Origin of the sequence: Ensifer sp. SL37 (genome assembly GCF_026672675.1) — a bacterium.
Classification (GTDB): Bacteria; Pseudomonadota; Alphaproteobacteria; order Rhizobiales; family Rhizobiaceae; genus Ensifer; species Ensifer adhaerens.
Genome location: NZ_JAPPRN010000006.1, coordinates 3,900,610 through 3,925,311 on the forward strand (window position 1 = coordinate 3,900,610; position 24,702 = coordinate 3,925,311).

A 24,702-nucleotide genomic window follows, 5' to 3' on the forward strand; every position below is an offset into this window, starting at 1 on the left:
GCAATCCCGTATTGCTAAAAGAGGCCATTATGGATGCCATAGTGAAGAATTTTCCTGTGCTCGACGATGCGAGCGGCCGCCCCACCCAGAAGGAGGCCGAGGAAGCGGTGCGCGTTCTTTTGCGCTGGGCTGGCGAAGACCCGCAGCGCGAGGGACTTTTGGATACGCCCGCGCGCGTGGCCAAGTCCTACCGCGAGCTTTTCAGCGGTTATGATCTGGCTGCCGAAGACGTGCTTGGCCGCACCTTCGAGGAGGTTGCCGGCTACGACGATATGGTGCTCGTCAAGGACATCCCGTTCTATTCGCATTGCGAGCACCACATGGTGCCTATCATCGGCAAGGCGCATGTCGCCTACCTGCCGAACGGGCGCGTGCTCGGCCTGTCGAAGATCGCCCGCGTGGTCGATATCTACGGCCGCCGACTGCAGACGCAGGAATCGATGACGGCGCAGATCGCCAGGGCGATCGACGAATCGCTCGCCCCGCGCGGCGTTGCCGTGATGATCGAAGCCGAGCATATGTGCATGGCGATGCGCGGCGTGCAGAAGCAAGGCTCGACAACGCTGACAACCACATTTACGGGTACCTTCCAGACGGAGCCGGCCGAACAGGCGCGGTTCATGACGATGATCAGGGGCTTCAAGTAAGGCTCCGACAGACGGAGCCTTTCCATGACGCTCACCTTCGACGCTCCCTCCTTAGACAAGGCCGAACTGGAAACCGGTCCGGCCTTCACTCCCCGTTTCGATGAAAAGGGGCTGATCACCGCCGTCGTCACCGACGTCAGGGACGGCGAGTTGCTGATGGTCGCCCACATGAACGCGGAGGCCCTGGCCCTGACGATCGAGACCGGCGTGGCCCACTACTACAGCCGCTCGCGCAAGAGCCTCTGGAAGAAGGGCGAAAGCTCCGGAAACCTGCAGGCGGTCAAGGAAATCCGCACCGATTGCGACCAGGATGCGATCTGGCTGAAGGTTTCCGTCGCCGGCCACGACGCGACCTGCCATACCGGCCGCCGCTCCTGTTTCTACCGCACCGTGGGCACCGAAGACGGCAAGGCCTCGGTCAAAATCACCGACGACCACAGGCATTTCGACCCCGCCGAGATCTATGATAAAAATTAAGCATCGCGCATCTTTTTGGCGCGGGTGCATGCTATATTTATATTTTGGAAACCAACCGGGCGCCTAATCCTTAAGCAGGGATGCGGCGCAATCGGAACGATCTCGTTCCAAACTGTATTGCAAACTGTATCCAATGTTTATCGGTCGTGCCGCAATCGTCGGTGGGATCGGTGATATACCTTAGACAAAGGTGCCAGTCTTTCAGCAATGAAGCGGACAAGGCCAGCACCGGCGCCGGCTTGGCGGAGCCTCCCCAGGACGCGCGCATGAAATTGCCTCTCTCCAGGATCAATCCCGACCCCTGGAAGTTTAGTCAGCGATGAATTGCCACAGCGACCTTCGCGCATTCTCATCGACGTGTCGCGCTGCGGAGTATTCGGCGGTGTTGGAGGTGCCGGATGTTGAATTGGACGTTTACGCGTAACAATCAGATTACGGATCTGTCCGGACCGGACGGAACATCGATTTCGACAACGCCACCTGAACCGGCGCCACCTCCGCAAAAACCGAAGATCGCAATCGCGCTTGGCGGCGGTGCCGCGCGCGGCTGGGCCCATATCGGCGTGCTGCGCGCGCTCGACGAAGAAGGCATCGAAGTCGGCATGATCGCCGGCACCTCGATCGGCGCGCTCGTCGGTGGCTGCTATCTTGCCGGCAAGCTCGACGAACTCGAAGCCTTCGCCCGCTCCCTCACCGTACGCCGGATCGCCGGCCTGCTCGATTTCGCCATCGGCGGCGGCGGCCTTTTCGGCGGCCTGCGGCTCACCAAGCGCATGCAGGAGCATCTGGAAGGCCTCAGCATCGAAGGCCTCGACAGGCCGTTCATTGCTGTTGCAACGGAAGTTCACAGCGGCCACGAGGTGTGGCTTGAAAAGGGATCGCTGATCACCGCGATCCGGGCCTCCTACGCCCTGCCCGGCATCTTCGAGCCGATCAAGGCGAATGGACGCTTGCTGATCGATGGCGCGCTCGTCAATCCGGTTCCGGTTTCGGTGTGTCGCGCCCATGAGCAGCAACTCGTCGTCGCGGTGAACCTCAACTACGATCTCTATGGCCGCTCGGCCGTCGTCAAACACAGCGCCGGCGCTGAATCCCTGGATGCGCCCGCCAAGGAAGCGCCGCACCAGTCGCGCCTCGGCATGACCAGCGTCATGGTCCAGGCCTTCAACATCATCCAGGACCGGATTTCCCGCGCCCGGCTTGCCGGCGACCCGCCGGACCTGGCGCTGCACCCGAAACTCAACGACATCGGTCTTTCGGAATTCCATCGCGCGGGCGAAGCAATCGATCGCGGCTACCACGAGGCAAAAGCGAGGCTGGTTGAAATTCGCCGCATGCAGGAAGTGCTCGTTCGCTGACGGAGCGTGCGCGGCATGAAAGCCGCGATACGCGGCGGCGCACTTACCGGTCGCCCAGGGTGCATCCTGAACACACGGGTGCTTCGCGGCTCCCAGGGGGATTAAGAGGGCGGCGCAATGCCGCCCTTTCCTGTCAGCCGGCGATATAGGCCTTGATCTGTTCGGTCTCGTGCTCGATGGCGCGGATGTGATGCTTGATCACGTCACCGATCGAGACGATGCCGGCAAGCTGGCCGTTCCTTTCGACCGGCAGGTGACGGGCCCTGAGCTTGCTCATCATTTCCATCAGGGTCTGAACCGACATGTCCTCGGTGCAGCAATAGACATTCTGCCACATGACCGCTGCCACCGGCCTTTCGAGACAGGTCGAACCCTGCTTGGCAATCGCTGCGACGATGTCGCGCTCGGTGAGGATGCCTGCGATCTGATCGTCCGCGTCGAGGATGACGACCGCACCGATATGATTGTCACGCAAGAGGATGGCAGCCTGTTGGACTGTCATCTGAGGGCCGACCGTTACGACATTCCGGCCCTTTTCATCGAGTATGGCTTTTACTGACATGCGCACATCTCCCGTTGCGACAACACCGGGTCGGCAGGGATAGGTCCAGCCATCTCACGTGCGGTACGGTCGGGCGATGGAACCTGTACCCTGGCCGCTTGCGAAAGCCGTCTCGCGTGCTCCTCAGACGCGGATGGCATTCGATTCCCGGCCTACACGGGTCGCCCAGTCTTTCGATCACGGGCGACCGTAACAAATGGTGCGCCAGCGCCCTGGGGAAATCAAGCGCTCACAAGCGCCGTCCGCCGATCTTTCGCTCCGTCAGTCACGCGGATCGAAAAGGCTGAAGAGCAGAAAGCCGAAGAGGAAGCCGCCGATATGCGCTTCCCAGGCCACGCTGCCCGCTCCGCCGGGGGTAAACATGCCAAGGCCGATCAGGAAATTGGTCAGGAACCAGATACCGGAAAAGACCACGACCGAGCGGTTGGCCAGAGCCTCACCGACGTCGAGCCGGCGATTGAGATGGGCAAACTGCCGGCTGATGCGTCCGCTCGGCGAGAAGACAAAGCGTGCGGCAGCCCCCATGAATCCGGACACCACGCCGGAAGCGCCCACGACGACGATCATTTCCCCCCAGTGAAACGCCGTATGCAGCGCGACTGCGGCCGCCGCCGACAGGCACCAGAACACGGCGAGACGCCCCATGCCGATCCGCCGCACGACCGGCGCACCGAAGGCCACCATCCAGAAGATGTTGAAGATCAGATGCTCCCAGCTTCCATGCAGGAAGGAATAGGTGACGGGGCTCCACAGCCAGGCAAGCCCCTGCTCGGCCAATGGGTGATCGTAGCGGGCCGGGAGAAAGGCGAAGTTGAAGATGATCTCCTGATCGATCGCCGGCGGCAGCACGTAGGTTCGCAGAACATGGATTGCGATCAGAAACAGCAGGATGAAGGTCAGCCCCGCCGGCAGATTGAAGGCCGGCTCGCGCGCCGGGTTCGCGGCGCTGTCGCGCTCTGCTTCCGGTGGCGTCGCCGTCTGATCTCGTTCCATGGTTGCTGTGTTCTCCTCTCAATGCGGCCCACACATTCCTGTGCGATCGCGGCAATGGCATGGCATCACCGGAATTAGGACTGGAGTTGGGGCGACCAGCCATAAGCAAACAAAAAAAGACCGTCCAGCAAAAACTGAACGGTCGCCAAGCTCAGATCCGAGCTCCAGTTCAAGTGCCGAAGACAACGCTTCGTAAAGTGATGTCCTCCCCTGCCAGTTGCGGCGGCGCACTGCAACGGAAACCGTTTGTTAACCTTAATTTCCGGCTGGCACGGTTTTCGCTCCTTAATCCTCAGAACCGAAATGCATGGCCGAAGATGTCTCGAACCGGGACACAACGGGCCGCAGGAATGGAATGAAAGAAGCGATGCGCAGCAATACGACGACGGAGCTTTTCCGATACTGGAACACCATTCGCGGGAAGCGCGAGCTTCCGCGCCGCGACGAGCTTGAACCTTCCGACATCAGAACGCTGCTGCCGAACCTGTTCATTCTCGAGCGCGACCGCAATGCCGGCATCTCGTTTCGCCTGGCGGGAACCCAGGTGTGCGCACTCTTCGGGCAGGAGCTACGCGGGCGGCAATTCGGCATGCTCTGGCTCGGCAGCCAGGCGGCGAAAACGCAGCGCATCACCGGCCAGGTCATGACACACCGTGTGCCGCTCGTGCTTTCGGCCAAGGGCCGCACCGCCGACGCGCGGGAAGTCGATATCGAAACCCTGCTTTTGCCGCTTGCCTCCAGCGAAGGAGAAAGTGACCGGGTCCTTGGCGCCCTCTCACCTCTTTCCCGCCCGTATTGGTTGCATGCAACCTCAATCGAATGTCTCGATGCGACGGGCATGAAGGTTCTCGACCCTGATCGGACTGCTGTGTTTCGCGACGAGGAAACCGAGCGACAGAGCGATGCCTTTGCGAAATCGCCTGCTGCCGGCGCATTTTCGCGCGAATTCCGCCAGTTCGGGCATCTCCGCATCCTCGAGGGCGGGCGCCGCGATTGATCGCGCCGACTGTCCCGAGATGATGTCAGGGACCAACCGGAGGACGAACCTTCTATTAACTTGAAAAGGCTAAGCTCCGCCAGCCAAGCTATGTCGCCACAGAGTCATCATGTTCTCGTTTCAGCACGCACAGAATACCGCTCCGAAACCGCACCACGAAGGTGCGTTCCAGCGCGTTTCCGTGAATCTGGCGGGGCGGCTGATGCTTGCCAATCGTGACGAGTTCGAGTGCACCGCCATCGACATGTCGCCCGGCGACGTCCTGCTTTCCTCGCCGGCCCAGCCGCGCGCGGGCGAACGCATCATCGCCTATGTCGATCACGTCGGTCGCCTCGAAGGCACGGTGTCTCGCATCGCCGATGGCGCTTTCGTCATCCAGCTCAACGCGACCGAGCGCAAGCGCGAAAAGCTCGCGGCCCAGCTCACCTGGATCGCCAATAAGCATGAGCTCGGCCTGCCCGAAGACCGCCGCCACGATCGCCTTGCGCCGCGCAAAACGGTAACCGAATTGACGCTCGACACGGGCGAGAAGTTCCCGTGCCGCATCATCGACCTTTCGCTGTCCGGTGCTGCCGTCGACATCGAGAACCGCCCACCGATCGGAACTGCCATCCTCCTGGGAAATATGAAGGGCCGGATCGTCCGTCACTTCCAGGAAGGCTGCGCCATCGAGTTCTTGGGCATCCAGTCCCGTGAGGCACTGACCGAATTCCTCTAACGGCGCGCCTGCGCCGTCCTTCGGCTACCCGCCTTGCATTGAGCAACGCTCCTGGCCCGACCATCTCCCGAACTGTCCTTCAAACACAAAACCGTCTTCGTGCTTCTTTTGTGCGGCAACGAACCCCCATTCCCACATCGCTCCGCTCGGCGACGCCCGAGAGAACGCGCTAAAGGCGTGCTCGCTTAGGCCCTACGTCCCTTACCCCGAAGACACACGATGATCGGTGGCAACTGGAGCGGTTTTCGCGAGCAGAAGCGCGCCGCATCCGCGCCTGGATCATTTCGAGACAAGTCCGGCGCCGCGATCAAAATGCTCTCGTCGTCCGCAAATATTTTTCCGGTGAAATTCAAGCGAAAACGCATATTTCAAGTCAAAACTCTCCTGAAGTGGCAAGTACAGACGCTGCAAAGATGCATCTCCTGCCGTGGCCGCGCCGCAGTTTTTGCACCGCCCAGTCGCTCGTTTCCCGCATACCCAAACAAATACAGCGGGTTAAATGCTTAACAAATTACACCTCCACGAGCGGGCGGAGCTAAAATCGATAAAATTTGATTCAAATTCGATTCAAATACAAATAAAATTCTATTCTTGTTTTATTCTTATACGACTTTCATTTGTACTTGTTTTTAGCTCGCAAGTTCGCGAGCGATAAAAACGTCTGTGCCATTGTCGAACCATAACGGGGAGACAATCATGCTCAAGACAATCACTAAGATGATCGCGGTTGCGGTCCTTTTCACCGGCGGCCTTTTCGGCACGGCTCAGGCGCTTCCAGCCAACATGGTCGTGACCGGCTCCACCAACCCGCCGATCGGCCACTACGAGTTCTGCAAGATCTATGCGTCGGAGTGCACCTCCAACGGCAAGGACGGCGGCCCGATGGTGCTGACCCGCGAAGGCTGGCAGAAAATTCTCGAGATCAACTACGACGTCAACCAGGCGATCACTCCGATGACCGACATGGAAATCCATGGCGTCGAAGAGAAGTGGTCCTATCCGGAAACCGTCGGCGATTGTGAAGACTACGTCCTCCTGAAGCGCCGCAAGCTGATCGAAAACGGCTTCTCCGCATCCGACCTGCTGATCACCGTCGTGCTGCAGCCGAATGGCGACGGCCATGCCGTCCTCACCGTTCGCACCGACCGCGGCGACTTCATCCTCGACAACATGCGCAACAAGGTGCTGCTGTGGTCGGATACCGAATACACCTACCTCAAGCGCCAATCGACCGCGCATTCCGGCCGCTGGGTCAAGCTTCAGGACGGCCGCACCGTTGCCGTCGGTAGCGTTCGCACGCAGTAAGATCTGAAACACAGGTGGGCCGCCACCCGGCGGACGTCTCCCAACGGGCCTCGGTCATTCCATTTTCCCCGTCCAGACCGAGCCTCGGCCGGTTCCGTGTCCCTCGGAACCGGCCGTTTTTTTTATGCGGCCTTGTCTCCCCGGACGCACGCAGGCATAGGGCATTCATCGAAAGTTAACCGTCTTCGACCAGCGTCGGGCAAGCGGCGTCTGCCACACTTCGGTCCGCCGCCAACCAGGGGCTCGACACTCGACTTGGGCGCGGCCAACGCGACGGGACGGCCACCATGAGCAACGCTCCAAACGGGATAGACGAACCGGAACTCCGGCCGCTGCTGTCGGCCCGCTTCATCTACCGGGTGACGGCGGTCGTTGTTGTGCTCGCAGCCCTGACGGCGGCAATCGCGTTCGCGGGAAGATGGTTCGGCGAAAACCTGGCGCTGGCCGGTCACACCGCCAGCAGAGAACCCTACGATATCTTCATCGGACAGGATCATCTGCGGCTGCCGGCGAACATGATCCGCTTCGAGGCCCAACGTGCCACCTCGATCGTCGGGCGTGTCGATGTCTACCTGACATGGCCCAGCCTTGAAGGTTATAGCGACGAAAATCGCAACCTCTTTAACGACGTCGACGCGCCTGAAAATCTGATCTTCCTGCAGATTTCGCAAAGCACGATGTCCCGCGACATGTCGGGTCGGGTGGAGCCGATCTACAAGCAGGTCTTCGATGGCACTCCATCCCCCGGGCCGAACGGACTGCTTTTACATGCGACCAAAGCTGCCTCCAGCTACGCAGGCGAAGTCTTTTATACTGCGGAGCGGACAGGCCAGGCGCCCTACGTGGTGCGCTGCCTGAAATCCGACGCGCAAACCATATCGACCAGCGCCGACTGCCAGCGCGACATTCATGCCGGCAAGGACCTCGTCGTGCTCTACCGCTTCGCCAACAAACTGTTGCCGCAATGGAAGGAAATCGACCACGCGATTACAGCTTTCATCAAAAGCCGAATCGTGCCCTGATTTCGTCCAACTGATGTGGTGCAGGCAGGCACCGCATCATTGCGCTACACCGGAATTGTCTTTGTACGAATGCGTCCGATTCCGGAAACCAATCATTCATCATAAACCGATTGGTAACGCTATGCCGATACTGTCTCGAGAACGGTCGTTCCCGGAGGCGGCGTCCGGACAACCCCATGACATGAGAATAAAGAGCAGCGTAGTGTCCCAAACCGGTTTTTTTGATCTCGCGAAGCGCCCGTTCGGCGCTCTTTCAAAGATGGTAAAGCGGGTCGTCCTGGCAGGCACCATTGCCTCGGTCGCCTTTGTGTTGCCCGGCTTTGCGGCGTCGACCTACGCCAATCCCAAATATTCGGGCATCGTCGTCGATGCCAAGACCGGCAAGATCCTCTATGGCGAGGATGCCGACGAACTGCGCTATCCGGCGTCTCTCACCAAGATGATGACGCTCTACCTCACCTTCGAGGCGCTCGAAGCCGGTCGGATCAGCAAGTCCACGCAGATTCCCTTCTCGAAAAATGCGTCCGCGGAACCTCCGTCGAAGCTCGGCGTGCGCGCCGGCCAGTCGATCACCGTCGAACAGGCGATCCTTTCGCTCGTTACACGGTCGGCCAACGATGCCTCCACGGCACTTGGCGAGTATCTCGGCGGCTCCGAGCAACGCTTCGCCCGCATGATGACGAACAAGGCGCGCGCGCTCGGCATGACGCGCACGACGTACCGCAACGCCAACGGCCTGCCAAATCCGGAACAGCGCACGACCGCACGCGACCAGGCCCGCCTCGGGCTCGCGCTTCGCCAGCATTTCCCGCAGTATTACGACTACTTCTCCACGCGCAGCTTCCGCTTCGGCAAGCAGACCATCGGCAACCACAACCGCCTGCTCGGCAATGTGCGCGGCGTCGACGGCATCAAGACCGGCTACACGCGCGCTTCCGGCTTCAACCTCGTGACCTCGGCCCAGCTCGACGGCCGTAGCATCGTCGCCGTCGTCATGGGCGGCACCTCGGGCGCCAGCCGCGATGCACAGATGCGCCGCCTGGTCGCGAAGTACATGCCGGACGCATCGCGTCGCGGCAACGGCAACCTGATTGCCGAGACGAAGCCGACCCCCGTTCCGGCCGAAGAGACCCAGGTTGCAGCCGCAGCGCCCGTTGCCGAGACGCCGGTCGTCGCAGCCGTCGCCACTGGCCATGACTTGCCCAACACCGGTCCCGTTCCGGATTTCCGCTACAACGGCGAAAGCGCCAGCAGCGTGCAGATGGCCTATGCCGGCAACAAGCGTGCATCGGACAACCCTGTCCTTTCTCCGAAAATCGTTCCCAACACGCTCGACGCGCAGAGCCTGAAGCTTCGCCAGCCTGCGACCGCAGCGATGGTCGACACCCAGATCACCAATTCCGTGCCGAAGAAGGCAGAGGCTGTTGCCAAGGCAGAGCCTGCTGAAGTCGCAAAGGCCGAGCCGATGCCGGCGCAGCCGCAGGGCTGGGTGATCCAGATCGGTGCCACTCCGGACAAGGATCAGGCCATGACGCTGCTCGGCAACGCCAAGGACAAGGGTGGCAAGGCACTGCGCAACGCGCAGCCGTTCACCGTCGCCTTCGGCCAGGTATACCGCGCCCGCTTCGGCGGCTTCGATGACCAGAATTCGGCAGTCAACGCCTGCAAGGCCTTGAAGAAGAAAGGCATCTCCTGCTGGGCCAGCCAGCAGTAACGACGAAATTTGGCGGCCGGATGTGTTTGTTTTCCGGCCGCCTTCCTCGGATTTGTACAGCGTAACGAGGTTAAACATGGCAATGAACGAGAACGTTCCGGGTGTCACCCCGCTGCCGGGGCGACGGGCTAAACCGTCGCGCATCAATCTGCACCCCCTGCACGAGGCGGCCATGCGCATCGCCGATCTCGGCCTCAATCGATCAAAGGCCAAGACACGCGATCTCGTCGGCATGCTTTTGACGCACGGAGCTCGAGCCTGGCGCTCGACCCAGCCGCGCGCGGGCATCCACCTTCACGTGACGGCGCCAAACCGGCGCCATCCGCTGAAGATGCGGATCACCTGAACATTCACAGTCCGAAAGGCGGCCACGGCCGCCTTTTTGCTTTCTGGCTGGATGATGGTGCGGCCTCGGTAGGGCCGTTTCGCGCGCGCAGAAGAGTGCGAAAGCAGGCGACACCTTCAAGGACGCGTTGGTTGCCGCTCGATTGCCAAGAGCTCAGCAAAATGCCCGCGGCATAGGACTTCTAGAGAAGCCCGAGTTCGGCCAGTTCGCGCCGCAGTTCGAGCGGCATCTCGGAGCCGCCGCCCGATAGCGACGCCAGGTCGCGCGGGGCGTCCTTGTCGGTCAGGTAACGCCATCCCTGAAACGCGCGACGCGGCTGCAGTTCGGTTTCGATCACTTCCGGACCCAGCAGCAGATTACAACGGCCGATACCTTCGCCGTCGGTAAAGGTCTCGATGCCGATGAGCGGCTGGCGTGCCTGCACGCTGCCCTTGATCACCCAGTAGAGCGAGCCGCCTTCCAGCAACTCCTCCACGCGTTTGGGCACCATGCGCGTCGTGTGAAACGAGTGCGGCTCAAGGCCGGCGGCCATGGCCGCCATCGCCTTGCGCGAAACCCATTCGCGCAGGTCCTCGATCGATTCCGCTCCGACGCAAAGCTTTATGAGATGTAGAGACATGGCTTTTTTGAACACCCGTCCGGCCGTTGCGGTCAAGCGGCCAGACGTCGTTCATCCACAATCACCGCAATACGTCCGGTCGATACACCGGCGTCTGGGCTTCGAGAGGCTTGCAAGCCTCAACATTCGACAACGTTGACCGCAAGACCGCCAGTCGATGTTTCCTTGTACTTCTCGTTCATGTCGACGCCCGTCTGCCGCATCGTCTCGATGCAGGCGTCGAGCGGCACGAAATGCTTGCCGTCACCTTTGAGCGCCAGAGAAGCGGCCGTCACCGCCTTGACCGCGCCAAGCGCATTGCGCTCGATGCAGGGCACCTGCACGAGGCCGGCCACAGGATCGCAGGTCATGCCGAGGTGATGTTCGAGTGCAATCTCGGCGGCATTTTCGATCTGCTCGGGGGTACCGCCCATAACGGCAGCAAGGCCCGCCGCCGCCATCGCGGACGCCGAGCCGACCTCGCCCTGACAGCCGACCTCAGCGCCGGAAATCGAGGCGTTGTGCTTGATGATGCCGCCGATCGCGGCAGCCGTCAGCAGATAGTCGCGAATGCCTTCCTGGTCGGCGTCGTCATGGAAATGCATGTAATAGCGGATCGTCGCCGGCACCACGCCTGCGGCACCGTTGGTGGGCGAAGTGACGACGCGGCCGCCGGCGGCATTTTCCTCGTTGACCGCCATTGCGTAGACGCTCAGCCAATCGTTGGCAAGCAGCGGATTGGCCTTGTTGGAACGCCACTCTTCCTGCAGCTTGTCGTGGATCGAGCGGGCGCGGCGGCGAACCTTCAAGCCGCCGGGCATGATGCCGTCCTGGCTCAAGCCCCGGTCGATGCAATTGCTCATGGCGCCCCAGATTCGGTCGAGCCCGGCGTTCAGTTCGTCCGGCGACATCGTCGCCTCTTCGTTCGCCCGCTTCATCTGCGCAATCGTCAAGCCGGAGCGCGCCGACATGTCCAGCATTTCCTGGGCCGAGGAGAACGGGAACGGCACCTTGACGCCCGTCGCCTTGTTCTTCGAGGCGCGCATGGCCTCAAGTTCCGTGTCGGTCACGACGAAGCCGCCGCCGATCGAATAGTAGATCCGCTTCAACAGCAGCCGGCCGTCGCGGTCGAAGGCAGAAAACGACATGCCGTTGGCATGGCCGGGCAACGGCACCTTCTTGTCGAAGACCAGATCGGTCTTCGGCTGGAATTCGTAGGACGGATGGCCCGGCGGTGTAATGCGGCCCGTGCGTTCGACCTCATCGATGAGAGCATCCATGCGATCCGGATCGACGAGATCCGGGCGTTCGCCAACGAGTCCGAGGATCACCGCCCTGCCCGTTCCGTGGCCGATGCCGGTGTGGGCGAGCGAACCGTGCAGGCTCACCTTGATTGCCGCAACGGAGGCATGGGACGGACGTGGCCAGTCGTCGGAAAGGATGAGATCGAGAAAGCGATTGGCGGCCGACATCGGCCCCATCGTATGCGAGCTCGAAGGCCCGATACCAATCTTGAACACGTCGAAGACGGAAAGAAACATAAGCTGCCTGCCCCGGAGACTGACCCGCGACGCACGGGCATGATCGCCCGGCACCGCATTAACGATTGCCTCGATACCACGCTTCGAAGTGTATGCGAACCGGCGTGATACCGTCTTATTTGCTGGTGGATTTTACGCCTTGATCGGTGCCGATTTAAGGAGATCCGCAAGCAGATATAGGAACGAAGCCTAAGCGATCCCATAGCAGGCCGTCAGGCGGTCAACCGACATTCGATCCCGTCCGTGCGACATTGACCTCCCGCAAGGGCTCCGGGTAGCGCCACTGGTTGCCTGGAATCAAAAACGGCGCGGCTTTTGGGAAGCCGCGCCGTCAATCAGTGGACTTTTCTAGATACTAGATATCAAAGGCCGCCGAAAAGATAAGCAAGAACAAGAACGCCAGCGAAACCAGCCACGGCGCGTGCAGTTACGCCCCAGCAAGACTTCTGAATTGTATTGTCCATGATGTCTCCGAAAACACTCTCAACGGCCGCGGGCAGCACAGTGGGCGCCCGCGTCTGGGGCCATGCATATTGAAGAAAGCGTAAATGCGCAATGGGGGAATGTGGCGGAAAGGTGTCAAGCCCGTGCGACCGAACACAGGATCCTGGTGAAAACCGCACAAATGGTCGGTACGGCCGGGAAGAAATTCCGCCGCAATTTCATCACAGTAGTTGACGCGTCGCGGATTCCGACGCCGCCCCGGCCACCTTGCAATTTCCAAAAGCCATGCCAAAAACACGTGTATGACCTTCGAAGATTACATAGCGCTTGTCGTGTTTATCCTGCTTTGGGCGGGTTTCAGCTGGGCGACCGATGGCACGCGCGGCTTCAAACGCGTGAGTCTTACGCGCCTCATGAACGAGCATCGCGGCCGCTGGATCCGCAATTCGCTCAACCGCGACCTGAAGATGATCGATACGCAGATCATCGCGGGGCTCCAGGCCGGCACCGCTTTCTTCGCTTCAACGACCATCTTCGCGCTCGGCGGCTGCTTCGCACTGCTCGGCGCTACCGAACAGGCGCAGATGATCTTTGCCGACATGCCCTATGTCTTCCATGGCGGGCGCACGGCGTTCGAACTGAAGGTCGGCGGCCTCACCTGCCTCTTCGGCTACTCCTTCTTCAAGTTCGGCTGGTCCTACCGGCTTTTCAACTATTGCTCGATCCTGATGGGTGGCATCCCGATGACCGCCGACATGCAGCGGGATCGACATGCGGCGGAAAAGGCGGCCGAACGGGCGATCCGCATGAACGTGCTTGCCGCCAAGCACTTCAACGCCGGTCTCCGGGCGATCTTTCTTTCGATCGGCTATCTCGGCTGGTTCATCAGCCCCTATGTGTTCGTGGCGCTCACCGTCTTCGTCATCTTCGTCTTGACCCGCAGACAGTTCTTCTCGGAAGCGCGTTCCGCGCTCCTCAAGGACGCAGCACCCTGACAATCCGCGCAACCGGCGCGCCGGACGGCTGCGGATCGCGGCCGCGGCGTTCCATCAGCAATCAAGGACGCGTGCCTGGCGCAAGCCAGGCCTGCCACTCTTCTTCACGCCAACAGGATGGCGAATGCCCATGTCCGATATCCATGTGACCGCACCGGCAGCAGAGACCCCAGCGAAACCGACAGGCAGGCGGCTCGCCTTCATCGATGTCGCGCGCGGCGTGGCGCTGCTTGCCATGGCGACCTATCACTTCGTCTGGGACCTCGAGTTCTTCGGCTATGTCGCAGCAGGCACGGCCGGCACCGGCGGCTGGAAGATTTTTGCGCGGCTGATTGCCAGCAGCTTCCTGTTTCTTGCCGGCTACAGCCTCGTGCTCGGACAATGGCCGACGATCCGCATCAACGCGTTCCTGCGCCGTTTCGCCAAGATCGCCGGCGCAGCAGCGCTGATCACGATTGCCACCTATTTTGCCTTCCCGGACACCTTCATCTTCTTCGGCATCCTGCACGCGATCGCCGCGGCAAGCCTGATCGGCCTGATATTCCTCAGGCTTCCTGCCGTCGTTTCCTTCGCCGCAGCCGCCGCGGCCATCGCGGCACCCTTCTATCTGCGCTCGCCGATCTTCGATGCGCCCTGGCTTTGGTGGGTCGGTCTGTCCGAGACGCTGCCACGGTCCAACGACTACGTGCCGCTGTTGCCGTGGCTCGGGCCGTTTCTGCTCGGCCTTGGCGCCGCCAAGCTCTTCCACGCGCGGCTGGTATCCGCGCTTGCAAGCCGGCCCTCCACAGATGGCAAGGGGCGGCTGTGGATGACGCCCCTCGTCTTCGGCAGCCGTCACAGTCTGGCCATATACCTCATTCACCAGCCCGTGCTCATCGGACTGGTCTATCTCTTCTCGCTGATCTCTCCGCCGACACTGCCGGATCCCAAGGAAGCCTACCGCAGCAATTGCGTTGCGGCCTGCAACCAGGGAAATCCTGCCGTGCCGTGCGACAGCTTCTGCGGCTGTACCCTCGACCGTCTGGTGGAACAGAACCTGTTCGACAGCCTGAACAGGGGAGAGATCAACGTCAGCAGCGATGAACGCATTGCGCGAATCGCGCAGCAATGCACAATGAACGTGCAATCAGGGGACTAGGACATGAATGCCTATCGTGCCAAGCCGCTGAACTTCCCATGGCCGGCCCTTCTCTACGGGGTCGCCACTCTTGCGGCGCTTCTACTGGCGCGACATTTTCCCATTCCGGTGGCACATGGACACGGCTGGTTTCCTTGGATCAGCGGCGGCGCCCTGATTATCGTCGCGATCTGGCTGGCCCTCTGGGCCGTCAAAACGCTGCTCGATCGGCATACGGCGGTCATGCCCTACCGATCGGCCACATGCCTGGTCACCTACGGTCCGTTTCGCTTCACGCGCAATCCGATCTATCTCGGTTACACCTTGATGATGATCGGCTTTGGGCTGGCGACGCTCAATCCGTGGTTCTTCATCATGGCGATCGCAGCCGTGATGCTGACCACACTCTTTGCCATCCGCAGTGAAGAGCGGCACCTGCTGTCGCGCTTCGGTTTCGAATTCGAGCGCTACTGCCGGCATACCAGCCGTTGGATCTGAGCGCCGGCAGGGATACACGCAGCAAAAAGGGCATCGCAAACGCTACCCTTCGGAATTTCCAGACATAAACCAGCAACCCTTCAGGTGCCGACGCCGATTTCGGCCAAACGCGTCAGGCACGCTTCCTCGACATTGTCGAGTTCCGTCAGCGTATCGTCGATGTCCTTGCGCTTCTGGCGCAGCTCTTCGCGCTTTTCCTCGACGCGCGACATCAGCAGCTGAAGCTGGCCGAGCTCGCCGGGAGGGTCCTTGTAGACCTGAATGATTTCACGGATCTCGGCGATGGTGAAGCCGATGCGGCGCCCTCGCAGAATCTCCTGAATGAGCCGCCGGTCGGCCGGCCGGAACAGGCGCGTGCGACCACGGCGCTCCGGATGGATGAGGCCCTCGTCCTCATAGAAACGCAGCGTTCGCGTGGAAATGCCGAATTCCCGCGTCAATTCGGTGATGCTATAGTATTTATCCACGCTGCCATTCCATGTGTTCCTGGGCATGCACTATCGTTGACCTTGACGTAAAAGTCAAACAACCCGCCACGTTACGTGACGTGGAACCACCAGGTGGCGATGCCGAGAAAGCTGAAGAAGCCGGTGATATCGGTAATGGCCGTCACGAAGACGGCGGAAGAGACCGCCGGGTCGGCGCCGAAGCGATCGAGGCAGAGCGGCACGAGGATGCCGCCAAGGGCCGCAGCCATCATGTTGATCAGCATCGCAGTTGCGATGATGCCGCCGATGTTCGGGTCCTGAAACCAGAGACCGGCAAGAAGCCCGATCAGCGTGCCGAAGATCATGCCGTTGAGCAGCCCAACGCCGGCTTCACGCCGGATGATGCGCGGCGCGTTGTGAATGTCGAGACCCCGTGTTGCGAGCGCGCGCACGGTAACGGTCATCGTCTGCGAACCGGCATTGCCGCCCATGCCCGCAACGATCGGCATCAGGATGGCGAGAGCCACGATCTGCTGGATCGTCGCGTCGAAGAGGCCGATGACCGAAGCGGAGATGCAGGCGGTCATCGAATTGATGAACAGCCAGGGCACGCGCGAGCGCGATGCCTCCCCGACGGAGTCCGAAAGCTCTTCGTCGCCGACGCCGCTCAGGCGCAGCAAGTCTTCCTCGGCCTCTTCCTGAATGACGTCGACGACGTCATCGATGGTGAGCACGCCAACAAGCCTGCCATTGTCATCGACGACGGCCGCAGAAAGAAGGTCGTATTGCTCGAATAGCTGGGCCGCCTCTTCCTGGTCCATCTCGGCCGGAATGGCATGGCTGGTGTCGTGCATGATCGCATCGACCTTGACCGAACGCTTGGTTCGGAGGATGCGGTCGAGGTCAATGGCGCCGAGCAGCTTGAAGGTCGGGTCGATCACGAAGATCTGCGTGAAACTCTCCGGCAGGTCCTCGTCTTCGCGCATGTAGTCGATCGTCTGGCCGACAGTCCAGAATGGCGGCACCGCCACGAACTCGGTCTGCATGCGCCGGCCGGCCGTGCTTTCGGGGTAATCCAGCGAGCGTCGCAGGCGAACCCGTTCGGTAAACGGCAGCTTCGCCAGGATCTCGTCCTGGTCTTCCTGGTCCAGGTCTTCCAGAATGTAGACCGCATCGTCCGAATCCATCTCGCCGATGGCCTCGGCGATCTGTTCGTTCGGCATGTGCTCGACGATATCGAGACGGATCGCTTCGTCGACCTCCGTCAGTGCCGAAAGGTCGAATTCCTTGCCGAGCAGCGAAACCAGCGCCAGGCGCTGATCGGGCTGGATCGCCTCGAGCAGGTCACCCATTTCCGACGAGTGCAGGCCGGCAACGTGCTGGCGCAGATAGATGGTATCGCGGTCGGCGATTGCCGCGCCGACATGCATGAGAATATCAGAGCGGATAGAACCGTCGTCGGCATAAATGTCCGAGCCGTCAAAGGCCTTGACGTCTTCTGAGCCGCGGTCTTCGTCGCCAGTATTGCTCATGCGCGCCCTCGAAACGATTTGCTGCTTCCCGGCCGTCCGCCTCGCGAGCCGGAAAGAATGCGTCCACTGACGTTTGCCTCACCCTCATCCGCCGCCATGGGCGGGAATTCTGGCCTTACAGCCTGCTAGCGCAAAGCCCTGCCGAGGTCCACAGCACAGATACCACCGGGCGCGCCGCAACAACAGATTTATTCAAGCTGTTGCAAATACATGAAAAACCGGCTGCTTCTCGACACAGTCGACATCGACCGCGCGATCGGCTAGCACTTCAGTCGAGATATCGGAGGCGCAACACCCATTTGGCGCCGCCAAGGAAGATCTGATGGCCATTCGCCCCATTGTCCGCTTTCCCAACCCGCTGCTGACGCGGAAGGCGGAGACGATCACCCTCTTCGACGCGGCATTAGAGGCGCTGGCCGCGGACCTTGTCGACACGATGCGGGGCGCCCCCGGCGTCGGTATTACCGCGCCGCATATCGGCATCCTGGAGCGCGTGACGGTGATCGAGCTCGACCGCGAAAGCGGCGCCAGGACCTTCGTCAATCCGGAGGTCATCTGGTATAGCGACGAGAAGGCGACCCATACGGAAGGCAGCGTCTCGATGCCGGGCATCCTGGAAGAGGTCGAGCGCCCCCGCGCCGTTCGCGTCCGCTACCAGACACTTGGCGGCGAGACGATCGACGAGGAAGCCGATGGCTTCATGGCCACCTGCCTGCAGCACGAAATCGACCAGCTCGACGGCATCTTCTGGACACAACGGCTCTCGCGACTGAAGCGCGACCGCGCCATCAAGAAGTTCGAAAAGCTGACCAGGGAGCAGGCGCGCGGCTAGCGCACCGATTCCCTGCTCGCAACATCACGTCATAGTCACCAAGGACCGAACCATGAAACCGACCTATCTCGCCCTCATCGGCCTCCTCGCGCTCGCCGGCTGCAACAGCGCCCAGCAAGATCTCGAGCCCCTGCCCCAGAGCCTGACCTATGGCGAGAACGCGGCCAACAGGAAGACACAGGCCGCACCGGGCGCCATGATCCAGAACCGCTTCATGTATGAAGGCCAGATGGTCTACGAGACCTACGAGGTTCAGCCCGACCGCACCTACAAGCTCGTCCGCCGCCGCATGGACCAGAGCGGACCTGCCGGCAACAACTGACACGGATCAGGGCGTACGGGCGCAGCGACCTCTGTCGCCCGTCGCCGCTATGTATTTCGAGCCGCGTACACCGCCGTTTCGAAATCGAGATAGCTCCCGAACGAAGCGGGATCGGCAAAGGGCAGTATTTGTGTCGCCCACAGGCCACCGAGACCGTTTTGGCGGTCTATCCAGTAGTAGAGGTTCGCAAGCCCCGCCCAGGCTAACGCACCGGCTGGCCGCCCCGTCGGTGCTGCTTCATCGTTGATCATGAAGCTTATCCCCCAGGACTTCGGCATGCCGGGGAAAAATTCGGCGTCGTGCGACAGGCTTCTTATTACCCCCGGGAGCTTCTTGATCTTCCTTTCTCCGAGGCCGTTCCTTGCCGCCATTTCGACGGTTTCGGCCTTCAGCACCCGACCGCCGGGTGACATCCCGTCGTTGAGCCACATGCGGATAAATTTGGCGTAGTCGACGGCCGTCGAATAGAGACCGTGCCCGCCCATCTGGACCTCCGGGGCCTGCGGGAGCCTGAAATCAGGCAACGGCGACAAACGTCCGGCATCGTCCCTTTGGTGCAAGGTAACCACGCGGGATGTCATGGATGCGGTCATTGCAAAGCCGGTGTCCTCCATACCAAGCGGCTGGAGGATGCGTTCCGCCATCACAGCGCCAAGCCGCTTGCCGGTGATGCCCTCCACGACCTGCCCGGCCCAGTCCAGGCTGCTCCCATATTCCCAGTCGTCGCCGGGATCGAAGAGCAAAGGCGTCCGGATGGATGCATGGGAGGCGGTGATCACGCTCGGCTGTCCATGTTGCCGCGCCAACCGGGCATAGGTCTCGTTGAAAAAATCGTAGCCAAAACCGGCCGTGTGCAGGAGCAGCATGCGCGTGGTGATGTCCCGTTTGGGCGGGCGGAGTTTCGGATTCCCGGCGAGGTCAAAACCTTCGATCACCTGCAGCGTGCCGATTTCGGGCGCGTACTGCCTGGCGGGAGCGTCGAGATCGAGCTTGCCCTCCTCGACCAATTGCAGGCAGGCCGTCGCCGTGATCGCCTTCGTCATCGAGAAGATCGCAAAGACGCTGTCGATGGTCATATCCGTCGCGTCAGCCAAAGAGCGCTTTCCGGTGGCGCCCGCGTAAAAATTGCCGTGGCGATCCGAGGCGATCGCGACAACGCCTGGCACGCCATCGGCGGAAGCGACCGCGGCGTTTAGGATTGCGTCGGCAGCAGTCTTGAGATCGCCGGACAAAGGAACCTCCCGCACAGCCAAGGCTTCGACACGCGTGGCGGTCGTGCCACCCTTCACGTTGAACCGCCGCACAAATCTTAACATCAAAGGGCGACCCAAGCCATTTTCTACCGGCCAACTCAGCGCGAAACGAGCGAGACTCAGATTGCCAGAAGGCATCACGATGCCGCCGATCAGGGCGCGCCAGAACGGGGAAGCTAAACATGGATTTGAAACAAAAAACCCGGCCGAAGCCGGGTATTTGGTGCGGTCGAGAAGACTCGAACTTCCACGGGTTGCCCCACAGCGACCTCAACGCTGCGCGTCTACCAATTCCGCCACGACCGCATCGTGGTAGGGCCGACTTGCGTCGGCGCGGCTGCATGTAGCAAAAGCCCCTTGAGTGCACAAGGGATGGCTGTGGACAAATTAAACGATGGCGACGGACGGGAGGGCATTCACAGTGCGGCGCGAAAAGACGGCGTTCAGCGCGCGCATTTCAGACCAGCGAACGAACCTTCCCGACGCCTTTCGAGGCTCGCTCTCGCCACGACGGGATCGTCGGCAATTCGTTCGGCATTCGCGCGCAAGATCAGCGACGGCCGCCACCCCTATTCGAACGCATGATATGGACTGGAAGACAAAGGGATGCGCCGGTTGCGCCCGGGCAGAAGGCCTAATTGGATAACACCAGGATTAAAAACAAAAAACCCGGCCGAAGCCGGGTTTTTTTGGTGCGGTCGAGAAGACTCGAACTTCCACGGGTTGCCCCACAGCGACCTCAACGCTGCGCGTCTACCAATTCCGCCACGACCGCATCGTGGTAGGGCCGACTTGCGTCGACGGGGCTGCATGTAGCAAAAGCCCCTTGGGGGCACAAGGGGATCACGACAGAATTTTGACGGGAAATGAAACTATTTCAACAGCCCGCCCAAGGAGCCCCGGAAACGCTGGACTCTTGCCTCGCGCCATCCCATGTACAGGCTCTAAAAAACAGGAATGCCGAGCGAATGCAGCGTGAAAATCTGAGCCAGGACATGTTTTCCCCTCCGGAATCACCCCCGGTTCGCTGGCGGATTGCCTCCGAACTGGTCGATTATCCGCAGGCCGTCGAGCTGATGGAGCAGGAAGCCGCGGCGATTGCCGCCGGCACCGCAGATGAACTGGTCTGGCTCGTCGAGCATCCGCCGCTCTATACGGCCGGCACCAGTGCCGACGCCGCCGATCTCGTCATGCCCGACCGTTTTCCGGTCTTTGCCACCGGCCGCGGCGGCGAATACACCTATCACGGCCCGGGCCAGCGCGTCGTTTACGTCATGCTCGACCTCAAGCGCAGGAAGCAGGACGTACGCGCTTTCGTCGCGGCACTCGAAAGCGTCGTCATCTCCACGCTCGATTCGATGAACGTTCGGGGCGAGCGGCGTGAAGACCGGGTCGGTGTCTGGGTGCGGCGCCCGGAAAAGCCTGCCCTGCCCGACGGCTCCATGTCGGAAGACAAGGTCGCCGCGATCGGCATCCGCCTGCGCAAATGGGTGAGTTTCCATGGCTTTGCGCTCAACGTCGACCCGGATCTCGACCATTTCGGCGGCATCGTGCCCTGCGGCATTCGCGGTTATGGCGTCACCAGCCTCGTCGATCTCGGCCTGCCCGTAATGATGCCGGACGTGGACATCCGCTTGCGCGAGGCCTTCGAGACCGTGTTCGGTCCGACGCGGAACGACGCGCCGTAAGCCCGTTCAACTTGCCGTTCGACGTCCAGCCTGCCGCTCACGCCAGATGATGAAGAGGCCCGAGCCAACGATGATGGCGATACCAAGCCATTTGGAGAGCGACGGAAAGTCTCCGAAGATGAGATAACCGAGCGCCGTCGCCGTGACGATCTCGAAATAATGAAACGGCGCGAGCAGCGAGACGGGTGCCGCCCGGAACGCCTTGACCACCAGCAGATGGCCGTAGCCGGACAGCGCGCCAAGCACGATCACGAGCATCCAGCCAAGCGGCGACTTCGGCAGCGACGGCACGAAATCGGCGCTGCCCATGCCGTTGCCGATCAGGATCACCAGCGCCATCGTCAATGTGCCGCCGATGCCGGCTATTGTCTGCATCGTCAGCGGCGAGTCGCCGGTACCGACAGCACGGTTGAGGAGCAGGTAGCAGGCAAAGACGAAGGCGCAGGCAACCGGCAACAGCGCGGTCAGGCCGAAAGCGGCAAAGCTCGGCTGGATGACGATCATCGCTCCACCGAAACCGACGACAATGGCGAGCCAGCGCCGCCAGCCCACTCTTTCCTTGAGGAACACCGCCGAAAGACAGGTCAGGATGAAGGGCTCGACGAAATAGATGGCGAAGGTGTCGGCAAGCGGCATGTACTTCACCGATATGAAGAAGAACAAGGCCGCGGTCGCCAGCAGTACACCGCGCAGCAGATTGGCCCAGGGCCGCTTTGGCCTCAGCGCCCGCAGGCCACCGGCGCCAAGCAGCATCGGTAGCGTCGCTACCAGTTGGAAGAAGAAGCGGTAAAAGGTCACCTGCCCCGGCGACATGCCCTCATAGACGGCCATGTATTTCGCAATCACGTCCATACCCGGCAGGATGACCATGGCAAAGAGCATGATGGCGACGCCCTGCATCACCGTGTCGGCGGGTTCGGTGGTCGCAGTTCGGGCGTCTGTCATGGGGCAAGCTCCTGTGGCCGCCGCACATTAGAGCCTACGCGTTGGTTTTCAACGGCCGAGGATGCGACGGAGAAAGAACTATCCGCGCCCTAGCCGCAATTGACGGTGTTTTTGGCGCTTCGGGGTGGTCCCTCGCCGCCCAAATGCCTATAAGCTCAGGACAATCTTCCGCCCCGGATCCAAAGGTCGGCCGTCGGCCCCCATGGTTCGGGACCTTTGAACGTGACCGTGGCAAAGGAGATGTCCATGCGCTTGTCCACCGAAACGATGATTGCCCGCCTGCGCGACACCAGCGACGGTGATACGCTGGGAGGACGCATCTGGAGGGCGCGCGACGCCGCAAATCTCAGCGCCAAGGAACTGGCCGATCAACTCGGCGTGCGCACGGAGACGATCGCGGCCTGGGAACGGGATCGGGCCGAACCCCGCACAAACCGGCTGTTCATGCTTGCAGGCGTACTCGGCGTCACCCCGGCCTGGCTGATCGCCGGGCTCGGCCGCGCGCCGGATGCCGACGCAATCGACGAGAAGGACGGCCTGCGCGAGCAGCTCGCCCTCGTCAAGAAGCTGCACGAACAGACCGGCAAGGCGATTGCCGCTCTTGAGATGGAACTCAATCGCGTTCAACAGAACATTCGATAACCTATTGCGATTCCACTTAGGGCCGCCGTTCTGGCGGCCCGACGTCATTTCAGTCCAAGGAGAAAATAGATGGATGTACGCGCCGCCGTTGCCGTTCAGGCAGGCAAGCCGCTCGAGGTCATGACGGTTCAGCTCGAAGGCCCGCGGGCCGGCGAAGTGCTGATCGAGGTCAAGGCCACAGGCATCTGCCACACCGACGATTTCACCCTGTCCGGCGCCGATCCGGAAGGCCTGTTCCCTGCGATCCTCGGCCATGAAGGCGCCGGCATCGTCGTCGACGTCGGCCCGGGTGTGACCTCGGTGAAGAAGGGCGATCATGTCATTCCGCTCTACACGCCCGAGTGCCGCTCCTGCCCGTCGTGTCTGTCGCGCAAGACCAATCTGTGCACCGCGATCCGCTCGACGCAAGGCCAAGGCCTGATGCCCGACGGCACCTCGCGCTTCTCGATCGGCAAGGACAAGATCCACCACTACATGGGCTGCTCGACCTTCGCCAACTACACGGTGCTGCCGGAGATCGCGGTTGCCAAGGTCAACCCGGACGCGCCGTTCGACAAGATCTGCTACATCGGCTGCGGCGTGACGACCGGCATCGGCGCCGTCATCAACACGGCACAGGTGGAAATGGGTGCGACTGCGATCGTCTTCGGTCTCGGCGGCATCGGCCTCAACGTCATTCAGGGCCTGCGCCTTGCCGGTGCCGACATGATCATCGGTGTCGACCTCAACAACGACAAGAAGGCCTGGGGCGAGCGCTTCGGCATGACCCACTTCGTCAACCCGAAGGAGGTCGGCGACGACATCGTGCCTTACCTCGTCAACATGACCAAGCGCGGAGCCGACCAGATCGGCGGCGCCGACTACACCTTCGACTGCACCGGCAACACCAAGGTGATGCGCCAGGCGCTCGAGGCCTCGCATCGCGGCTGGGGCAAGTCGGTGGTCATCGGCGTTGCCGGCGCCGGCCAGGAGATTTCCACCCGGCCGTTCCAGCTCGTCACCGGCCGCAGCTGGATGGGCACCGCCTTTGGCGGTGCGCGCGGCCGCACCGACGTGCCGAAGATCGTCGACTGGTACATGGAAGGCAAGATCGAGATCGACCCGATGATCACCCACACGATGCCGCTCGAAGACATCAACAAGGGCTTCGAACTGATGCATTCGGGCGAGAGCATCCGCTCGGTCGTTCTCTACTAAGCTGCTATTTTGATTCAAGGAGGCGCCGGAGACGATTGATTTCCGGCGCCTTTTTCAGTCCCGTTGAGAAGTTGATTCAAGATGATCTATGTCGACGCAGACGCCTGCCCGGTGAAAGCCGAAATCCTGAAAGTGGCCGAGCGCCACGGGATCGAGGTGACCTTGGTCGCCAATTCGGGCCTGCGCCCTTCGCGCGACCCGATGGTGCACAATGTCATCGTCTCGGCAGGCTTCGACGCGGCCGACAACTGGATCGCCGAACGGGCGCACGAGGGCGATATCGTCGTTACCGCCGACGTGCCGCTTGCCGTTCGCTGCGTTGCCGCCGGCGCACTTGTCACCGGCCCCTCCGGCCGGGTCTTCGACAAGGGCAATATCGGCATGGCGTCTGCGATGCGCGATCTCGGACAGCACCTGCGCGAGACCGGCGAGAGCAAGGGCTACAACGCCGCCTTCACACCGCGCGATCGATCCGCCTTCCTCGAAACCCTTGACCGACTCGCGCGTCAGTCGAAAAAATGATCGCGCAAC

Annotated in this window: 27 protein-coding genes and 2 tRNA genes; 19 read left to right on the plus strand and 10 right to left on the minus strand. The window is 61.4% G+C overall.

Annotated elements, in window-relative coordinates:
* Nucleotides 1–29 precede the first annotated feature (29 nt).
* From folE to OVA00_RS31180, 3 genes are all read left to right on the plus strand, one after another.
* On the plus strand, nucleotides 30–647 hold the full coding sequence (gene folE, locus OVA00_RS31170; RefSeq protein ID WP_034795957.1) for a GTP cyclohydrolase I FolE: 618 nt from the start codon (nucleotides 30–32) through the stop codon (nucleotides 645–647).
* A gap of 24 nt (nucleotides 648–671) precedes the next feature.
* Entirely contained in the window at nucleotides 672–1,124 is a 453-nt protein-coding gene (gene hisI, locus OVA00_RS31175) for a phosphoribosyl-AMP cyclohydrolase (RefSeq protein ID WP_268090280.1), read from the plus strand.
* Nucleotides 1,125–1,522: 398 nt separating this feature from the next.
* Nucleotides 1,523–2,482, plus strand: coding sequence for a patatin-like phospholipase family protein (locus OVA00_RS31180; protein WP_034795962.1), 960 nt, complete (start codon nucleotides 1,523–1,525; stop codon nucleotides 2,480–2,482).
* Between the two features lie 133 nt (nucleotides 2,483–2,615).
* Here OVA00_RS31180 and OVA00_RS31185 read toward each other — a convergent pair whose 3' ends face one another.
* Complete coding sequence (locus OVA00_RS31185) at nucleotides 2,616–3,044, minus strand: CBS domain-containing protein (protein WP_034795965.1); 429 nt, start codon at nucleotides 3,042–3,044, stop codon at nucleotides 2,616–2,618.
* Nucleotides 3,045–3,305: 261 nt separating this feature from the next.
* Nucleotides 3,306–4,037 (minus strand): rhomboid family intramembrane serine protease, encoded by a 732-nt coding sequence (locus tag OVA00_RS31190; protein WP_268090281.1) that lies wholly within the window; start codon nucleotides 4,035–4,037, stop codon nucleotides 3,306–3,308.
* Nucleotides 4,038–4,404: 367 nt separating this feature from the next.
* Between OVA00_RS31190 and OVA00_RS31195 the strand changes: the two genes are divergently transcribed.
* From OVA00_RS31195 to OVA00_RS31225, 7 genes are all read left to right on the plus strand, one after another.
* A complete protein-coding gene (locus OVA00_RS31195; protein WP_034796042.1) occupies nucleotides 4,405–5,034 on the plus strand; it encodes a PAS domain-containing protein in 630 nt (209 codons plus the stop codon).
* A gap of 109 nt (nucleotides 5,035–5,143) precedes the next feature.
* Complete coding sequence (locus OVA00_RS31200) at nucleotides 5,144–5,752, plus strand: PilZ domain-containing protein (RefSeq protein WP_034795971.1); 609 nt, start codon at nucleotides 5,144–5,146, stop codon at nucleotides 5,750–5,752.
* Between the two features lie 219 nt (nucleotides 5,753–5,971).
* Nucleotides 5,972–6,259 (plus strand): hypothetical protein, encoded by a 288-nt coding sequence (locus OVA00_RS31205; protein ID WP_268090282.1) that lies wholly within the window; start codon nucleotides 5,972–5,974, stop codon nucleotides 6,257–6,259.
* Between the two features lie 189 nt (nucleotides 6,260–6,448).
* Nucleotides 6,449–7,057, plus strand: coding sequence for a transglutaminase-like cysteine peptidase (locus tag OVA00_RS31210; RefSeq protein ID WP_268090283.1), 609 nt, complete (start codon nucleotides 6,449–6,451; stop codon nucleotides 7,055–7,057).
* Between the two features lie 287 nt (nucleotides 7,058–7,344).
* Nucleotides 7,345–8,079, plus strand: a complete 735-nt coding sequence (locus OVA00_RS31215) for a hypothetical protein (protein ID WP_268090284.1) — start codon at nucleotides 7,345–7,347, stop codon at nucleotides 8,077–8,079.
* A 181-nt stretch (nucleotides 8,080–8,260) separates the two neighbouring features.
* Entirely contained in the window at nucleotides 8,261–9,793 is a 1,533-nt protein-coding gene (locus OVA00_RS31220; protein WP_112976200.1) for an SPOR domain-containing protein, read from the plus strand.
* A 76-nt stretch (nucleotides 9,794–9,869) separates the two neighbouring features.
* On the plus strand, nucleotides 9,870–10,139 hold the full coding sequence (locus OVA00_RS31225) for a hypothetical protein (RefSeq protein ID WP_034795983.1): 270 nt from the start codon (nucleotides 9,870–9,872) through the stop codon (nucleotides 10,137–10,139).
* A 181-nt stretch (nucleotides 10,140–10,320) separates the two neighbouring features.
* Here OVA00_RS31225 and OVA00_RS31230 read toward each other — a convergent pair whose 3' ends face one another.
* The gene (locus tag OVA00_RS31230; protein ID WP_034795986.1) at nucleotides 10,321–10,758 is read right to left on the minus strand and encodes a DUF1489 family protein; all 438 of its coding nucleotides are present in this window, start codon (nucleotides 10,756–10,758) and stop codon (nucleotides 10,321–10,323) included.
* 119 nt (nucleotides 10,759–10,877) lie between these two features.
* Entirely contained in the window at nucleotides 10,878–12,278 is a 1,401-nt protein-coding gene (locus tag OVA00_RS31235; protein WP_034795990.1) for an L-serine ammonia-lyase, read from the minus strand.
* Between the two features lie 746 nt (nucleotides 12,279–13,024).
* Between OVA00_RS31235 and OVA00_RS31240 the strand changes: the two genes are divergently transcribed.
* The 3 genes from OVA00_RS31240 (at nucleotide 13,025) to OVA00_RS31250 (ending at nucleotide 15,332) form a co-directional block, all read left to right on the plus strand.
* Entirely contained in the window at nucleotides 13,025–13,717 is a 693-nt protein-coding gene (locus OVA00_RS31240) for a DUF599 domain-containing protein (RefSeq protein WP_218686450.1), read from the plus strand.
* Nucleotides 13,718–13,847: 130 nt separating this feature from the next.
* Nucleotides 13,848–14,855 (plus strand): heparan-alpha-glucosaminide N-acetyltransferase, encoded by a 1,008-nt coding sequence (locus OVA00_RS31245; RefSeq protein ID WP_060517381.1) that lies wholly within the window; start codon nucleotides 13,848–13,850, stop codon nucleotides 14,853–14,855.
* Nucleotides 14,856–14,858: 3 nt separating this feature from the next.
* Entirely contained in the window at nucleotides 14,859–15,332 is a 474-nt protein-coding gene (locus OVA00_RS31250; protein ID WP_060607347.1) for a methyltransferase family protein, read from the plus strand.
* An 80-nt stretch (nucleotides 15,333–15,412) separates the two neighbouring features.
* Here the strand turns inward: OVA00_RS31250 and OVA00_RS31255 are convergent, their stop codons facing one another.
* Complete coding sequence (locus OVA00_RS31255) at nucleotides 15,413–15,799, minus strand: MerR family transcriptional regulator (RefSeq protein WP_089044566.1); 387 nt, start codon at nucleotides 15,797–15,799, stop codon at nucleotides 15,413–15,415.
* Between the two features lie 71 nt (nucleotides 15,800–15,870).
* Nucleotides 15,871–17,292, minus strand: a complete 1,422-nt coding sequence (mgtE, locus tag OVA00_RS31260; RefSeq protein ID WP_268090285.1) for a magnesium transporter — start codon at nucleotides 17,290–17,292, stop codon at nucleotides 15,871–15,873.
* A 322-nt stretch (nucleotides 17,293–17,614) separates the two neighbouring features.
* Between mgtE and OVA00_RS31265 the strand changes: the two genes are divergently transcribed.
* Together OVA00_RS31265 and OVA00_RS31270 are read left to right on the plus strand one after the other, a co-directional pair.
* Nucleotides 17,615–18,124 (plus strand): peptide deformylase, encoded by a 510-nt coding sequence (locus tag OVA00_RS31265; RefSeq protein WP_112976197.1) that lies wholly within the window; start codon nucleotides 17,615–17,617, stop codon nucleotides 18,122–18,124.
* A gap of 52 nt (nucleotides 18,125–18,176) precedes the next feature.
* Nucleotides 18,177–18,446: a hypothetical protein gene (locus tag OVA00_RS31270; RefSeq protein WP_060607338.1), complete on the plus strand. Its 270-nt coding sequence runs from the start codon at nucleotides 18,177–18,179 to the stop codon at nucleotides 18,444–18,446.
* Nucleotides 18,447–18,493: 47 nt separating this feature from the next.
* Here the strand turns inward: OVA00_RS31270 and OVA00_RS31275 are convergent, their stop codons facing one another.
* The 3 genes from OVA00_RS31275 to OVA00_RS31285 form a co-directional block, all read right to left on the minus strand.
* Nucleotides 18,494–19,678 (minus strand): serine hydrolase domain-containing protein, encoded by a 1,185-nt coding sequence (locus OVA00_RS31275; RefSeq protein WP_268090389.1) that lies wholly within the window; start codon nucleotides 19,676–19,678, stop codon nucleotides 18,494–18,496.
* A gap of 242 nt (nucleotides 19,679–19,920) precedes the next feature.
* Nucleotides 19,921–20,005: transfer RNA gene (locus tag OVA00_RS31280), tRNA-Leu, on the minus strand.
* Nucleotides 20,006–20,389: 384 nt separating this feature from the next.
* Nucleotides 20,390–20,474, minus strand: a tRNA-Leu gene (locus OVA00_RS31285).
* 193 nt (nucleotides 20,475–20,667) lie between these two features.
* On the opposite strand from OVA00_RS31285, the gene lipB reads away from it, so the two are divergent.
* Nucleotides 20,668–21,387 carry a lipoyl(octanoyl) transferase LipB gene (gene lipB, locus OVA00_RS31290; RefSeq protein ID WP_268090286.1) on the plus strand — a complete coding sequence of 240 codons (720 nt, stop codon included), beginning with the start codon at nucleotides 20,668–20,670 and terminating at the stop codon, nucleotides 21,385–21,387.
* Nucleotides 21,388–21,393: 6 nt separating this feature from the next.
* On the opposite strand, the gene OVA00_RS31295 is transcribed toward lipB, so the two are convergent.
* Nucleotides 21,394–22,332: a DMT family transporter gene (locus tag OVA00_RS31295; protein WP_234798737.1), complete on the minus strand. Its 939-nt coding sequence runs from the start codon at nucleotides 22,330–22,332 to the stop codon at nucleotides 21,394–21,396.
* Between the two features lie 246 nt (nucleotides 22,333–22,578).
* Between OVA00_RS31295 and OVA00_RS31300 the strand changes: the two genes are divergently transcribed.
* The 3 genes from OVA00_RS31300 (at nucleotide 22,579) to OVA00_RS31310 (ending at nucleotide 24,693) form a co-directional block, all read left to right on the plus strand.
* Nucleotides 22,579–22,974: a helix-turn-helix domain-containing protein gene (locus OVA00_RS31300; protein WP_034804375.1), complete on the plus strand. Its 396-nt coding sequence runs from the start codon at nucleotides 22,579–22,581 to the stop codon at nucleotides 22,972–22,974.
* 69 nt (nucleotides 22,975–23,043) lie between these two features.
* Entirely contained in the window at nucleotides 23,044–24,171 is a 1,128-nt protein-coding gene (locus tag OVA00_RS31305; protein WP_077961485.1) for an S-(hydroxymethyl)glutathione dehydrogenase/class III alcohol dehydrogenase, read from the plus strand.
* 81 nt (nucleotides 24,172–24,252) lie between these two features.
* Nucleotides 24,253–24,693, plus strand: coding sequence for a YaiI/YqxD family protein (locus tag OVA00_RS31310; protein ID WP_113187868.1), 441 nt, complete (start codon nucleotides 24,253–24,255; stop codon nucleotides 24,691–24,693).
* Nucleotides 24,694–24,702 lie beyond the last annotated feature (9 nt).

Coding starts and splice junctions, on each gene's coding strand:
- OVA00_RS31270 (WP_060607338.1), top strand. CDS start 18,177: ATGAAACCGACCTATCTCGCCCTCATCGGCCTCCTCGCGCTCGCCGGC.
- OVA00_RS31245 (WP_060517381.1), top strand. CDS start 13,848: ATGTCCGATATCCATGTGACCGCACCGGCAGCAGAGACCCCAGCGAAA.
- OVA00_RS31200 (WP_034795971.1), top strand. CDS start 5,144: ATGTTCTCGTTTCAGCACGCACAGAATACCGCTCCGAAACCGCACCAC.
- OVA00_RS31220 (WP_112976200.1), top strand. CDS start 8,261: ATGAGAATAAAGAGCAGCGTAGTGTCCCAAACCGGTTTTTTTGATCTC.
- OVA00_RS31185 (WP_034795965.1), bottom strand. CDS start 3,044: ATGTCAGTAAAAGCCATACTCGATGAAAAGGGCCGGAATGTCGTAACG.
- OVA00_RS31210 (WP_268090283.1), top strand. CDS start 6,449: ATGCTCAAGACAATCACTAAGATGATCGCGGTTGCGGTCCTTTTCACC.
- OVA00_RS31205 (WP_268090282.1), top strand. CDS start 5,972: ATGATCGGTGGCAACTGGAGCGGTTTTCGCGAGCAGAAGCGCGCCGCA.
- OVA00_RS31215 (WP_268090284.1), top strand. CDS start 7,345: ATGAGCAACGCTCCAAACGGGATAGACGAACCGGAACTCCGGCCGCTG.
- OVA00_RS31195 (WP_034796042.1), top strand. CDS start 4,405: ATGCGCAGCAATACGACGACGGAGCTTTTCCGATACTGGAACACCATT.
- OVA00_RS31295 (WP_234798737.1), bottom strand. CDS start 22,332: ATGACAGACGCCCGAACTGCGACCACCGAACCCGCCGACACGGTGATG.
- OVA00_RS31265 (WP_112976197.1), top strand. CDS start 17,615: ATGGCCATTCGCCCCATTGTCCGCTTTCCCAACCCGCTGCTGACGCGG.
- folE (WP_034795957.1), top strand. CDS start 30: ATGGATGCCATAGTGAAGAATTTTCCTGTGCTCGACGATGCGAGCGGC.
- hisI (WP_268090280.1), top strand. CDS start 672: ATGACGCTCACCTTCGACGCTCCCTCCTTAGACAAGGCCGAACTGGAA.
- OVA00_RS31250 (WP_060607347.1), top strand. CDS start 14,859: ATGAATGCCTATCGTGCCAAGCCGCTGAACTTCCCATGGCCGGCCCTT.
- OVA00_RS31240 (WP_218686450.1), top strand. CDS start 13,025: ATGACCTTCGAAGATTACATAGCGCTTGTCGTGTTTATCCTGCTTTGG.
- OVA00_RS31230 (WP_034795986.1), bottom strand. CDS start 10,758: ATGTCTCTACATCTCATAAAGCTTTGCGTCGGAGCGGAATCGATCGAG.
- OVA00_RS31225 (WP_034795983.1), top strand. CDS start 9,870: ATGGCAATGAACGAGAACGTTCCGGGTGTCACCCCGCTGCCGGGGCGA.
- OVA00_RS31190 (WP_268090281.1), bottom strand. CDS start 4,037: ATGGAACGAGATCAGACGGCGACGCCACCGGAAGCAGAGCGCGACAGC.
- lipB (WP_268090286.1), top strand. CDS start 20,668: ATGCAGCGTGAAAATCTGAGCCAGGACATGTTTTCCCCTCCGGAATCA.
- mgtE (WP_268090285.1), bottom strand. CDS start 17,292: ATGAGCAATACTGGCGACGAAGACCGCGGCTCAGAAGACGTCAAGGCC.
- OVA00_RS31305 (WP_077961485.1), top strand. CDS start 23,044: ATGGATGTACGCGCCGCCGTTGCCGTTCAGGCAGGCAAGCCGCTCGAG.
- OVA00_RS31235 (WP_034795990.1), bottom strand. CDS start 12,278: ATGTTTCTTTCCGTCTTCGACGTGTTCAAGATTGGTATCGGGCCTTCG.
- OVA00_RS31180 (WP_034795962.1), top strand. CDS start 1,523: ATGTTGAATTGGACGTTTACGCGTAACAATCAGATTACGGATCTGTCC.
- OVA00_RS31300 (WP_034804375.1), top strand. CDS start 22,579: ATGCGCTTGTCCACCGAAACGATGATTGCCCGCCTGCGCGACACCAGC.
- OVA00_RS31310 (WP_113187868.1), top strand. CDS start 24,253: ATGATCTATGTCGACGCAGACGCCTGCCCGGTGAAAGCCGAAATCCTG.